Origin of the sequence: Alterileibacterium massiliense (assembly GCF_900104645.1) — a bacterium.
GTDB lineage: Bacteria > Bacillota > Clostridia > Peptostreptococcales > Anaerovoracaceae > Alterileibacterium > Alterileibacterium massiliense.
The window spans coordinates 322,847-335,249 of record NZ_FNWE01000002.1 but is presented as its reverse complement, the minus strand read 5'-3'; the positions used below and the strand labels follow the sequence as shown (position 1 = coordinate 335,249).

Annotated in this window: 12 protein-coding genes; 5 read left to right on the top strand and 7 right to left on the bottom strand. The window is 41.7% G+C overall.

Annotated elements, in window-relative coordinates; genetic code table 11:
- Positions 1-80: 80 nt before the first annotated feature.
- The 4 genes from BQ5371_RS03335 (at position 81) to BQ5371_RS03320 (ending at position 3,597) form a co-directional block, all read left to right on the top strand.
- Complete coding sequence (locus tag BQ5371_RS03335) at positions 81-602, top strand: SRPBCC family protein (protein ID WP_071132524.1); 522 nt, start codon at positions 81-83, stop codon at positions 600-602.
- A gap of 20 nt (positions 603-622) precedes the next feature.
- Positions 623-1,267: a TetR/AcrR family transcriptional regulator gene (locus BQ5371_RS03330; protein WP_071132523.1), complete on the top strand. Its 645-nt coding sequence runs from the start codon at positions 623-625 to the stop codon at positions 1,265-1,267.
- The gene (locus tag BQ5371_RS03325; RefSeq protein ID WP_071132522.1) at positions 1,268-2,074 is read left to right on the top strand and encodes a class I SAM-dependent methyltransferase; all 807 of its coding nucleotides are present in this window, start codon (positions 1,268-1,270) and stop codon (positions 2,072-2,074) included.
- Between the two features lie 146 nt (positions 2,075-2,220).
- Positions 2,221-3,597, top strand: coding sequence for a recombinase family protein (locus BQ5371_RS03320; protein ID WP_328586045.1), 1,377 nt, complete (start codon positions 2,221-2,223; stop codon positions 3,595-3,597).
- Between the two features lie 6 nt (positions 3,598-3,603).
- Here BQ5371_RS03320 and BQ5371_RS03315 read toward each other — a convergent pair whose 3' ends face one another.
- The 7 genes from BQ5371_RS03315 to BQ5371_RS03285 all read right to left on the bottom strand — a co-directional run bounded on the left by BQ5371_RS03315 (position 3,604) and on the right by BQ5371_RS03285 (position 11,403).
- Positions 3,604-5,052 (bottom strand): ABC transporter ATP-binding protein, encoded by a 1,449-nt coding sequence (locus BQ5371_RS03315; RefSeq protein ID WP_071132520.1) that lies wholly within the window; start codon positions 5,050-5,052, stop codon positions 3,604-3,606.
- On the bottom strand, positions 5,040-5,738 hold the full coding sequence (locus BQ5371_RS03310) for an energy-coupling factor transporter transmembrane component T family protein (RefSeq protein ID WP_071132519.1): 699 nt from the start codon (positions 5,736-5,738) through the stop codon (positions 5,040-5,042). Before BQ5371_RS03310 ends, BQ5371_RS03315 begins: the two co-directional genes overlap by 13 nt.
- 1 nt (position 5,739) lies before the next feature.
- On the bottom strand, positions 5,740-6,324 hold the full coding sequence (locus tag BQ5371_RS03305) for an MptD family putative ECF transporter S component (RefSeq protein ID WP_040942885.1): 585 nt from the start codon (positions 6,322-6,324) through the stop codon (positions 5,740-5,742).
- 87 nt (positions 6,325-6,411) lie between these two features.
- A complete protein-coding gene (locus tag BQ5371_RS03300) occupies positions 6,412-8,148 on the bottom strand; it encodes an ABC transporter ATP-binding protein (protein ID WP_071132518.1) in 1,737 nt (578 codons plus the stop codon).
- Positions 8,141-9,859 carry an ABC transporter ATP-binding protein gene (locus BQ5371_RS03295; RefSeq protein WP_019189329.1) on the bottom strand — a complete coding sequence of 573 codons (1,719 nt, stop codon included), beginning with the start codon at positions 9,857-9,859 and terminating at the stop codon, positions 8,141-8,143. Before BQ5371_RS03295 ends, BQ5371_RS03300 begins: the two co-directional genes overlap by 8 nt.
- 73 nt (positions 9,860-9,932) lie before the next feature.
- Positions 9,933-10,526, bottom strand: coding sequence for a TetR/AcrR family transcriptional regulator (locus BQ5371_RS03290; RefSeq protein ID WP_083377409.1), 594 nt, complete (start codon positions 10,524-10,526; stop codon positions 9,933-9,935).
- 247 nt (positions 10,527-10,773) lie between these two features.
- Complete coding sequence (locus tag BQ5371_RS03285) at positions 10,774-11,403, bottom strand: THUMP domain-containing class I SAM-dependent RNA methyltransferase (RefSeq protein WP_071132516.1); 630 nt, start codon at positions 11,401-11,403, stop codon at positions 10,774-10,776.
- A gap of 161 nt (positions 11,404-11,564) precedes the next feature.
- On the opposite strand from BQ5371_RS03285, the gene BQ5371_RS03280 reads away from it, so the two are divergent.
- Positions 11,565-12,374: a phosphate ABC transporter substrate-binding protein gene (locus BQ5371_RS03280; RefSeq protein WP_071132515.1), complete on the top strand. Its 810-nt coding sequence runs from the start codon at positions 11,565-11,567 to the stop codon at positions 12,372-12,374.
- Positions 12,375-12,403 lie beyond the last annotated feature (29 nt).

Here is a 12,403-nt window from a genome sequence, read left to right as displayed (position 1 = left end):
CGAAAATCTTGATTTACAAATACATACATGGTATCATTTATAGAACAGCATTCTATAAATGATATGCAGAGGTGGATACCATGATTATTTTGAATGAGCAGATAGATATTCGGGCGCCATACGAGAAACTTGCTGCATGGCTGGCAAATTTTGAGGAGGAGTTTGTCCGGTGGAGTCCCTACCACATTGAATGCGAGCTTTTGAACGGCGGATGCAACGTCGGAGACAAGGTTCGCTTTCGTGAGATCGTCATGAATCTGGACTACAATGTAACCGGCACGATTACGGAAAGCATACAGGATGAGGACCATTTCCGTATTGTGTTCCAAAGTGACAAAAAAACAGCTTTTATCACATTTGAGGGGAAACGAACTACGGAGGGCTGCCACTTTTCACACACGGAAGCTTTTGGAATGAGTACCCCGGTAATCGGACCCATCTTGAACTTTTTGGTTTTCAAAGTATTTTTCAAACGAAAGGCAAATTGGCAGGTCATAAGGGATGACATGATTCTGGATAATCAATATCTGGCTGAGATTCTTACAGAAAGTCGATATCCGGAAAGGATCCCCATGGAAGAGTTGCTCAAAGGTGTTAATTAAGTTTTAAGAGAGTGAGGGAAATGAGACCAAAAAAAGATCCGGGGATACGAAGAGAGCAGTTTATTGATGCTGCTACAGGGTTGTTTTTACAGCATGGATACGAGGGCGTTTCCATCAAGTCCGTATTGAATGCAGTCGGAGACAGATCTATATCTCCCAGTGTGTTCTACTATTATTTTGCCAGTAAGGATGAATTATATCGAGCTGCTGTGGAAGGCATCGCCAATTCTTATGTTGATGACTTTAAAAAAGTGTTTGCTAATGATAGCCTTTCTCTCTATGAACAGTTTCTGAAGCTTGTTGAGGTAATGCATAAAAGTCTCATTGCGAACAGAATGCTTATTTCCACAGATATCTCCGATAAAAACAGGTCTTTTATTCTTGATATGAAAGAGCAAGTGACAGCCTCTTTTACAGAAATGTGGGAGCAATTTATTTTGCGATTCGGCTTTTTAAGAAATCAGGAGCCAAGGAGGCCGGCACTGTTCATATCAGGGGGCATTTCAGCAATGATAATGGAGTATATGATGCAAGGCGTCCGTAACGAACAAACAGAAATAACACTTGTAAAGGAGATCATCATTTTTTCAGCATCTATACTCGGATTTCATGACACTGAGAAAGAGATGTTAATTCAAAGCATTGAACATGGAAAGGCGGAATAAATGGAAAGATTAGGAACCGTAGAAAGTACCCTGTTTGTGCCGATGCTCGGCAGAATTTATGCAAGTGAGAACTTTCCGAAGATACTTTATGATGAGAAAGCTCTTGAACTTAAAGAAAAACTCCCGAAGGATGTTGCAGGCCATGACACACAAAACCAGTATACCTATCTGGCTTCAGCATCGCGCAGTGCAAATATGGACCGTTATATCAGGAACTTCTTAGAGCGTAAGCCGGAGGGAGTTATTATTCAGCTGGGATGTGGTCTTGAGACAGCATTCAGCAGAAACGATAACGACAGAACGAAATGGTATGATGTTGATCTGCCGGATGTGATTGAATATAGAAAAACACTTTTGACTGAATCGAAAAGGGAACGGTATATAGCTGCCGACGCGTTCTCAGAACTATGGCTTACTCATATTCGTGAAGAAATCGGCAATGCACCTGTTCTGGTGACGGCAAGCGGGCTGTTTTATTATTTTGAAGAGAATAAGGTTCTTGATCTGCTTAAGAGATTTTTATCTTACGGCGATATTGAGGTTGTTTTTGATACGGTCAATAAAAGTGGTATGAAAATGATGCGAAAAAAATGGATGAAGAAGGTCGGACATGAAGATGCGAAAATGTTCTTCTATTTAGACTCAGCCGAGACTCTGGTATCAAAGATTGGCGGTAATGCACGCGTCCTTGCTGAAGAAAAGTATTACAGATATATAAACAAGAAAGGTCTTGCATTTGCCACAAAAATCAGCATGATCGTTTCGGATATGCTGAATATGGTCAAGATGGTTCATTTGAAATTATAAGCCTGCTAAACCGGACTTTGCCATGCGCCTCTTCGGAGGTGCTTTTTCTGTTTCGTTCAAACAAGAAAAAGTGGATTTGAACCCGTCCGAGCGAATTTGAACCCGTAAGAATGTAAAAATAAAATTGTATCAAAGACGGCTTTTAGATAGACGAAGGGATCACCGGTACCAATACCAAAAAGCGAGAGGGCTTCAAACGCATGGTCAAAGATGCCCTTGACGGAAAAATAGATCTTATCATCACCAAATCGGTCTCGCGTTTTGCCAGAAATACCGTGGACAGCTTAACCACCATCCGAAAGCTTAAAGAGCACGGCACCGAGTGCTTCTTTGAAAAAGAGAATATATGGACCTTTGACTCCAAAGGCGAGCTTTTGATTACCATCATGAGCAGCCTTGCTCAGGAAGAGTCTCGCTCAATATCCGAAAACTGCACCTGGGGACAAAGAAAGCGCTTTGCTGACGGCAAAGTGACCGTGCCCTTCAAACGCTTCTTAGGCTATGACCGCGGAAAGGATGGAAACCTCGTCGTCAACCTCGAACAAGCAAAAATCGTCAAACGTATCTATGCGATGTATCTTCAAGGAAAAACCTACCACCTCATTGCAAAGGCGCTGACCGAAGACGGTATCCCGTCACCTGCAGGAAAACCTCGCTGGAACCCAAGCAACATAAAATCCATCCTTACCAATGAAAAATATAAAGGTGACGCACTCTTGCAAAAGTCGTTCACCACAAACTTTCTTACCAAAGAGCACAAGGTAAATGAAGGCGAAATCCCGCAGTACTATGTGACGGGAAACCATGAAGCCATCATTGAACCGGAGGTCTGGGAACTCGTACAACGCGAGATGGAAAGGCGCAAAAGTGAAAAAGGAAGGCACAGCGGTGTGAGACTATTCTCTGGCAAGGTCTACTGCGGAGAATGCGGTACAAGGCTCGGTTCAAAAGTCTGGCATTCCACAGACAAATACAAGCAGGTCATTTGGCAATGCAACAAGCACTGCAAGAAAAACTCTCCCTGCAAAAACGGAATGCATCTCAGCGATGAAGAGCTAAAAGCTGCCGTCCTTTCTGCGACCAACAAGCTCATAGAGAATAAAGATGAGATTCTTAATAGCTTTCAAGAGATTGTCGGAGGCGTTTATGATACTCATACCTTGGAAGGCGAAAAAGCAAAGCTGGAAAGTGAGATGGATGTCTGTGCCAAGATGATCGAAGACCTTATCCGCCAAAATGCTGCCATCCCGCAAGACCAGAGCGAGTACCAAGCAAAGTACGAAGATCTGGAACGCTTCTACAATGAAAAAAAGGCGGCCTTATCGAAGGTAGAAGGAAAGCTCAAAAAGATGCAGGCGACCAAAGCCGATATCAAGTTCTGCCTGAAGCAGCTACAAAAACAAGACAGGCTTCTGCAAACATTCGACGAACAGAGCTTCTGTGCTCTTGTAGATCATATCACGGTATTCAGCAAAGAAGATATCCGCATAACTTTCAGAAATGGCAGCGAGATTTGCTCTTAGCCGCCGTTATTTCATCATCTGCTCAAAATAAGAAATGAGCTTATGATATTCTGCCGTCTGTAAATCAAGTTTCTCATATCCATCTTGTTTGATCAGAAGGACCGTCTGGCAGACTTTCAGTAATAGTTCGATGTCATGCGTAATAATAAGTGTCGGGCGACCTTTGGCAAGTTCAAAGATAAGCTCGGCGATTTTATCCATGTGCATGTAATCCAAACCGCTGGTCGGCTCATCCAAAATAAGAATTTGCTTTTCACTCAAAAAAGCATTGGCGAGAGCCAGCCTTTGCTTTTGCCCGCCGGATAAGTTTTGCGGATGCTCGCTGCGTTTATTCCAAAGATCAATATGCTTAATGATCCAAGAAACCTCCGCCAAATAAGCATCGCTTATTTTTTTGCCGTTTGCGAGCGCCTCGTTTTCTACGGTATCAAAAAACAGCTGGTAGTCTACATCCTGCATCATGTAGTAGGAATTTTTCAGTCGTTCTCGCTGAGTTTTTCCCCATGAAATATCTTGCTTCTTGCCGGCAAGTCCGCAGAGAACACGACCTAAACTGCTTTTTCCGATACCATTTGTGCCGACAATCCCCATGATTTCATCGGAATGTAAGTCAAAGGATAAATTCGAGATAAGTTCTTTTTTGCCTACAGAGACATGAACATCCTTCGCAGAAAAAACACGCTCACCTGTCTTTGTCGTGTTGTGCGGAACAAGTGCGGAAAAATCTATCGCTCGAAGTCCCAAGTCTTTACAATCGGATGATTTCAGTTCGCCCGCATCAAATTCTTTGATAAAAGTTCCGTCTTTCATGACATAGAGCTTATCGTAGAGATCCTCCAAAAAATATAGTCGGTGTTCGGCGATGATGATGGTTCTACCCGATGCTTTGAGCAATTTCAGGATGCCTTGCAAATCTCGGATACCTTCTTGATCAAGGGAAGCTGAAGGCTCATCAAAGAAAATAATCTTTGTGTCATAAACTAAGGTAGAGGCAATAGCTACCCGCTGTTTTTCTCCGCCGGAAAGTTCATTCAAATTTTTATCCATTAAGTGAGCAATGCTCATGTACTCAAAAGCTTTCTTCACCCGTTTTCTCAGTTCCGCCTGCGGCATGCCGAGGTTCTCTCCGACAAGGGCGACCTCATCTTCTGCCTTGCGGGTAAAGAATTGATCGGATGGATTTTGAAATACGTTGCCGATGACCTTAGCCAAGGTACCCGTCTTAAAATCATGCAGATTTTGATCCAATAATGTGACTTTGCCATCCAGTGTGCCTTCATACTGATCCGGTATGAGTCCGTTCATCACTCTGGTAAGCGTTGTTTTTCCGCAGCCGGAATTACCGGTGAGTACGACCAGTTTTCCCGGTGCGATCGCAAAATGAATAGCATGCAAAGATGACTTTTCTGCTCCTTGATAGGTGAAGCGCTCAATATTGACTTTCATGATGTCCATAGTGCAACTCCCAAAAGCGCCACGCCGGCAAACAGGCTGATGCCATCTGCGAATTTAAAGCGCATATCATAATAACTGGTTTTTTCTCCTTCATACTCGATACCTTTGGCAATAATTGAAGAGACAAGCGTTTCGCTGACATGCAGACACTTATATACCAAAGGAACAAAGTACAGCTCAAAAGTGCGGACGGGATGCAAAAGGGAAGCATGAAAGCCGCGGATTTTCATTCCGGCTTTAATTTCCTTAAGTCTAAGCAGTATTTCGTCAAGAAAGCGCAGCGCGGTAACAAGACCGACCGATAGACTTATGGGTAAATGCAACTGGCGCATAGCCGTAAAAATTTTAGTCGAACTTGTCATGACCAGTGCACGACCAATATTCATGATCGGAAACAACTGAAGAATTAAAATAGCAAGTCCTAAAAAAGCTCCTGTTGTAAAACCTGACGAGATATGAGCCAGAAGCACTGCCACACCGAATATACCTGCATAAAAAACGAGATTTTTTATGCAGGTTCGAGCGGAACGAGACAGCAAGATTAAAAAGCTTGCCGCACAGGTGATTCCATATAACCATGGATTGCGAGTAAAGACCAAGAAGGTAAACAGGATCGTTAAGGCAAATAGCGTAAGCGGATGAAGATATCCCTCTTGGTCTTTTCTGCGGGAAAATGATCGGCTCATCTTATTTGAGCTTGCTCTGCTGAGTGCTTTTCTCAAAGAACTTATTGTTGATGAATGCTCCGAAAAATCCGGCTAACAAGCACAGCACAACATTAACGGCAACAGCTATCAAAATCACTTCATTTGTATAGGCGGCAACCATTTGTGCTGCTTGTTCTGGAGAAAAGGTAGATGACATGTATTTTACTAAACCTTCGACGCCTAAAATTTTTGTTAAAAGAATGCTGTGCATCGAATCGATAAACATGGCAACACTAAAAGCAATGGCGATGCGTTTGCTATTATCGTACTTTCCGATAATCAGCTCGCAGACAATCCCTGCAATCAGAGTAATCGGAATCATGATCCCATAACCTAAAATTGCATATACCAACCCAAGCACAGCCCAAAAGAGAAGCGCTGTGCCACGCTTTTGTACTTTTCGAGCCGCAATCACAAAGGTCGGTCCGATCACAAAAGCGGCAAACCCGGCTGAAATGTAGAGGGAAGCCATGCCTAAAAGTCCCGTCAGCATACTGATTCCAAAGGCTACAACACAGCCAATTACTGCCAATACGGCAATCTGTACAACATTTTTTAGTTTCATCATAAAATTCCTTTCTGAACATTTAATTTTCGACAACATCAGGCACAATCATTTTTATGTCTAAGATGTTGTTGTTAGTTCCAAACTTTAATTTGCGAATCTCCAGCTTTCCGCCTTGCTTCTCGATTCGATAAGAGCTCGATAAAGACCTCCTTGCAGCATCAATTCATCATGTGTACCGCACTGCTCAATCCCTGCTTTGTTCAGTACCAAAATCCGGTTTGCATTACGGATCGTCTTCAAGCGGTGCGCGATCATGATGACGGTTTTGTTTTGAGTAAGGGCTTCAATGGCTGCTTTCAGCTTGTCTTCGTTTTCCGGATCAACATTTGCAGTAGCTTCATCAAAGATGATAATCGGTGCATCTTTCAGCATTGCTCTGGCAATGGAGATGCGCTGTTTTTCACCGCCGGAAAGACTTGTTCCACCTTCTCCGATCATGCTCTGATAGCCATCGGGCAAGGCGGAAATAAAGTCATGGCACTGGGCCTTTTTTGCCGCCGCAATCACATCATCGCGGCTGGCATTTGGGCATCCGAATTTAATGTTGTTTTCAATCGTATCGGCAAAAAGATAGACATCTTGGAAGACCATCGAAATATGATTCATGAGATTTTCAAGGGAGTAATCTTTTATGTTCTTTCCTCCAAGGCGAATCTCTCCTGAATTGACATCCCAAAAGCGAGAGATCAAATTGCAAAAAGTTGTTTTCCCTGAACCAGACGGCCCTACGATAGCCGTCATTGATCTTTCGGGGATATAGCAAGACACATTATTTAAGATTGGCTTTTCGCCATAGGCAAAGGAAACATTTTTAAATTCAATATCGTGTTGCTGAAGTGCATCATTGATATGACCTTCCGGCATATCTTGCATTTGATTGACGTAATCATAAGAATCCATCGCGTTGTCAATGGTTCTAAGTATGGCCATAGCACTACCAGAAGCCAATAAACTGTTAAAAATCACAAAACTGGCAACCAGCGTCATGATGGTATAGTCCAAAGAAAGCTCTCCCGAAAAGTAGCATGAAAGTGCTGTGGCAATCATAACCGAAATCGTGATCGCAATGATGATTTTCAGCAGTACCGTGTAAGGCGTAACAGCCTTTTCAAGGCTCAACGTCGATTTTTTTGTTTCTTCAAAACTTTGATCCAGCTTGTTGTTATTTTGTCCTCCCAAGTTATAGGACTTGATGATCTGCATACCTTGCAAGGTTGCCAGCACTTCTTTCGTGAGATCGTTTTGTACAACAGAAACTCGATCCGAACTCTTTTTAGATCTTTGCTGCATTAAAGCGGCCGCCGCCAAGAAAATCAAAGACCCAGCGATAGCAATGAGTGCAATTTTCCAATGCAGCATAAAAAGGGACAGGATAAATACCACGGTTACAAGCAGACCGCCGAATACCATAATAAAAAGTGTGGGCACCCAAGTTTCGAGACTGTCCAACTTTGTCGTCGCAATGGCCGTTAAATTTCCTAAGCTAAAATCATTGAAAAAGCCCATTGGCACTTTTTTGATTTTTTCTCCCATAGCGATACGTTTATTTGCGGCTGTAAAATAGCCGGCATGCGTTTGCTTAAGCATGGAATTTTTCTTAGAAATAATGATGCCCAGTAAGGAAAGCAATAAGAATGCGCTGCACATACCAATCGTCTGCCACGTAATTTCCTGCTTTATAATCGCCGCAATGACCAAATAGATGGCCATAAATTGAAAAACGTTAAAAATCGCGCCCAAAAAACTCCAGATCACAGAGGAGCGAATCATTCCTTGCTCACGCTCTGCAAATTTCCATAACTTCTTAAATGTATTAATCATTTTCTTCACCTCGCATGGCCGCACTCCACAATTCTTGGTAAACCGGAGAATCTTTTAATAGTTCATCGTGTGTTCCGTGATTTTCAACATATCCATCATGGATTACAAATATTTGATCCACATCTGCAATGGTTTTCAGTCGATGGGCGATAATAATGAGCGTTTTGCCTTTTACCAATGCGGCGATGGCATCTTGCAAAATAGCTTCATTTTCTGGATCGATATAGGAAGTGGCTTCATCCAAAATGACAATCGGTGCATCTTTGAGCATGGCGCGTGCAATAGAGATGCGTTGGCGCTCACCGCCGGAGAGATGCCCGCCACCTTCTCCGGCAACCGTTTCATAGCCTTGTGAGAGCTTCATAATGAAATCGTGGCAGCCCGATTTTTTAGCGATTTCTATAATTTCCTCATCCGTTGCATTTTTTTTGCCGATGCGAATATTATCTTTGATGGAAATATCAAACAAATAATTGTCTTGAGATACATAAGAAATAGCATCCGAAAGCTGTTCTAAAGGCATATCCTTGAGAGCTATGCCACCAATTGTTATGGTGCCACTATCGGTATCCCAAAATCCGGCGAGGAGCTTTGCAACGGTCGATTTCCCTGAGCCAGAATACCCGACGAGTGCATTGACACTACCTTCATTGATGTGCAGATTGACATCCTTGATAACCTGTTTGTTGTCATCGTAAGAGAAATTCACGTGATCGAAAGTGATGTCATAGCGTGAAATGTTTTGTGTACCGGTTGCGTGGGATAACTCTTTTGAGTTGAGAACTTTTTCAATCTCACCGGCAATGGTTTTGATGCGACCCATATCGTCCTCATAAGACATCACCTGCATGATATTTGAGATTGTGCCAAACGATAAAATAATCAACATCAAAAGATGAGCGCCGCTTAGGCTACCTTGCATACAGAAGAAAAGGCCAAACGGAATGATGGTTAAAATACCCATCGGTGCAAGCGACATGCTCACCGCATAATCGTTGTTGTTCAAGCCCATCCACTTGCAGTAATAATCTGCTTTGGCATAAACATTATCGCTGTATTTTTTATAGGATGTATCGCCTTGATTAAAAGACTTAATGACTTCGATGCCGTTGATATATTCCACAATCGAGTTGTTCATGTCTTGACCAATTTTGACTGCTTTGGGAAACATTTTAGGCATGCGCTTCATCGGGCCGGCCATAAAAAACATGCCGATCACAAGAGGAACCAGCGCCAAGAGCGAAACGCGCCAATCGAGAACAAACATGTAAACAAGAAGTAAAACCGGGCCAACAATATTAGCGGTCATTTCAGGAATCAGGTGAGCCAGGGTTGTCTCCATGCTGTCAACTTGATTCACGATGACATCTTTTAGCTTTCCTGTGCTTAAATTCAAAATGTTTCCTAACGGCATTTTGAAAAGTTTGTCCATGATATCTCGCCTGATTTCACACAAAGCACCATAGGTCGCCGTATGAGAAATCGTGGTGGAAATACCCATAAAAACTTCTTTTGCGCACAGCAGCGCGAGAATACTGAGGACTCCTTTAGTATAAAAAGCAAAATCTGCATTCCCTGCAATGAGGGCAATGATCATTTTGCTCAAGAGCACATAGGTAAAAAGTCCTGCCAGTACACCCAAAATGGCAAAAAGAACCGAGAAAAAGTAGCCGGTCTTATTTTTGGCGATGTACTTTTTCAATAAGTTCATATCAAAAAACCTCCTTAGTAAATGAATGAAATGCTGAAATTGATGGAAGATTTTAGAGTCCGGAAACTTCCGCTTACTGAGAAGTCGAACGAGTAAAATAACCTTCAAGCATGGATACCAAGTGCTGTCTGTTCTTTAGAAAATTTTCACGCGTATCTAAAATTTCACAGGATAACAAGCTTGCATTGATGAGATTCGTTACAAATTCATAGTCATCATCAGTAAGCAATCCGCAGTCGTACCCATTCATAAAATGCTTAAAGTAAGTAATCGAATCCCTCTTGAGTTTTTCATATAATGCGTTAAGCTGTTCATTTTTCTTAATCTCACCAAGAAACATGACATAGATAGGCGTAAAAGGATTATTCGCCAACATTTTATCGACGACAACTTCAGCCAAGATATGTGGTGAAAGCTTGTTCCCCATATGTTGAACCGTGTTTGTTACCGTCGCTTCACGCATCCTGCTTCCTCTGTCCATAATGTCGTAGAGGATTTCTGCCGTATTTTTGTAGTAGTAGTATAATCCGCCGGCTGATAAACCGGATTTTTCACGAACATCATCCATCGTCGTATTGTTAAAGCCCTTAGAAGAAAAGAGTGCCATAGCAGCCTTTTGAATGTCTTCTTTACGCATTTCCGGATCTAATCGTTCTCTGACCATCATTTTCCTCCCCTTACCGAGATTAATCTCGGTAAATAACAAGTTATCATAGACTAACTTGTTTGTCAAGAATTTTATGCGGTAATGGCAATTCGCCTAATGTTGCATAAAAAAGAACCCTGCCAGATAGAACAAGATTCTTGTAACGCGTAATGCTTCTTAGTTTAATTTTAGGATGAACATCGCTGTGAGCTTATTGATTTTCGTACCACATCTAAATTTTCGTACCCCTGAGTATGAGTTTCGTACCCTAAGCGGCTGTGCCGTTAAAATGTATCAAATATGGCGTTTTGTTCTCAATCAAGGTCTTATCCTTATTCCAAAAGCTAAGCTGAACAAGTGCCGAAGCCAGAGTTTCTTTCATCGGTGCACTCGTTTCTTTAACCCTGTATCCTCTTTTATGAAGTCCTATTCCACTCGTGTCAATTCCAATTACAAATACATCTTTAAGAGCACTGAATCTGATTTTATATTCGGACCCGTCCTCCTTAAATTCATGCTCACCATAACTACCACTCATCGAGGTAGCGACAGCTTTTTTTATAATGCTCTGACAGCTTGGCGTATTGTGAAGCTTCGACTTGACAGAATTTCCTATTACAGGAAAAGCTCCACTAATAGGTATAATCTTCCCCCACTCTACCTTCTTCACCTCATTAAAAAGTTCTTCAAAGGTGGTTGCCTTAAATTCCGCCATTTTTAAATAAACTCTATCCGCACTTCTAAGCCAAATATTTGCTCTTGCTATGCCAAGCTTATCAGAAAGAAATGTAATTCTTCCGTCCTCTGTCTTAACGATCTCATATCCGAGTGCTTCAATCTCTCTTCTCACCACAGCTTCAAGTCCAAAGGCTGTTGTTGCAATTAGCTCATATTTCATATTCATTCTCTCCATGAAAAGCATTATATCAGAAATTATTTGACCTTTCCTTATTTTACATTTATTTTACATATCTCTGATTTTAAATTTTACATTTGGAAAATATACTCCTTATATAAATTAATATTTCATAATTTTTGTAAAGAGAAATGAGGAGAAAAATGAAAAAAATATTATTATTAACACTTTCCGGAATATTAGCTCTAACGCTTCTAACAGGCTGCGGTAAAAAAGGCGTAGAGGGAAGCGTTGCTACTGACGGTTCAACTTCGATGGAAAAAGTTATCGGTTCTCTTGGAGAATCATTTACAGGCGAGAATAAAGATGTAAAGTTCACATATAATCCTACAGGCTCAGGCTCAGGAATAACCGCTGTATCCGAGGACAGATGCGACATCGGGCTATCGAGCAGAAATCTCAAAGACGAAGAAAAGAACAAAGGACTTGAAGAGACCGTTCTAGCTCTTGATGGTATCGCAATAATTGTTAGTCCTGACAACGATGTTAAGGACCTTTCAACTGAAGATATTGCAAAAATCTACAAGGGTGAAATCACAAATTGGAAGGATGTAGGCGGAAAAGATGCAGAAATCGTTGTAATCGGTCGTGAGGCAGGAAGCGGTACAAGAGATGGATTTGAAAGCATCACAAAGACGGAAAATTCTTGCAAGTATAGACAGGAACTTACATCGACAGGTGATGTTATAACAACTGTTGCAGGAAACCCTGACGCAATCGGTTATGCCTCACTCGCCTCTGTAAATAAGAATGTAAAAACCCTTAAGGTAAATGGTGTAAATCCTTCAGAAAAGACCGTAAAGGACGGAAGTTATGTAATACAAAGACCTTTCGTTATAGTAACAAAAACAGATAAGAAATTGTCCAAGGCAGCACAGGCATTCTTCGATTATATAACTTCAAAAGACGCAAGTGAGATTATCTCAAAAGCTGGTGCAGTACCTGTAAAATAATTAGAATCTAAATCTTGCTCTGGGAGGTT

Excerpts from the sequence above, each read along its gene's own strand:
- BQ5371_RS03295 (WP_019189329.1), bottom strand. The coding sequence starts at position 9,859 with ATGAACTTATTGAAAAAGTACATCGCCAAAAATAAGACCGGCTACTTT.
- BQ5371_RS03335 (WP_071132524.1), top strand. The coding sequence starts at position 81 with ATGATTATTTTGAATGAGCAGATAGATATTCGGGCGCCATACGAGAAA.
- BQ5371_RS03325 (WP_071132522.1), top strand. The coding sequence starts at position 1,268 with ATGGAAAGATTAGGAACCGTAGAAAGTACCCTGTTTGTGCCGATGCTC.
- BQ5371_RS03280 (WP_071132515.1), top strand. The coding sequence starts at position 11,565 with ATGAAAAAAATATTATTATTAACACTTTCCGGAATATTAGCTCTAACG.
- BQ5371_RS03315 (WP_071132520.1), bottom strand. The coding sequence starts at position 5,052 with ATGGACATCATGAAAGTCAATATTGAGCGCTTCACCTATCAAGGAGCA.
- BQ5371_RS03285 (WP_071132516.1), bottom strand. The coding sequence starts at position 11,403 with ATGAAATATGAGCTAATTGCAACAACAGCCTTTGGACTTGAAGCTGTG.
- BQ5371_RS03310 (WP_071132519.1), bottom strand. The coding sequence starts at position 5,738 with ATGAGCCGATCATTTTCCCGCAGAAAAGACCAAGAGGGATATCTTCAT.
- BQ5371_RS03305 (WP_040942885.1), bottom strand. The coding sequence starts at position 6,324 with ATGAAACTAAAAAATGTTGTACAGATTGCCGTATTGGCAGTAATTGGC.
- BQ5371_RS03290 (WP_083377409.1), bottom strand. The coding sequence starts at position 10,526 with ATGATGGTCAGAGAACGATTAGATCCGGAAATGCGTAAAGAAGACATT.
- BQ5371_RS03300 (WP_071132518.1), bottom strand. The coding sequence starts at position 8,148 with ATGATTAATACATTTAAGAAGTTATGGAAATTTGCAGAGCGTGAGCAA.
- BQ5371_RS03330 (WP_071132523.1), top strand. The coding sequence starts at position 623 with ATGAGACCAAAAAAAGATCCGGGGATACGAAGAGAGCAGTTTATTGAT.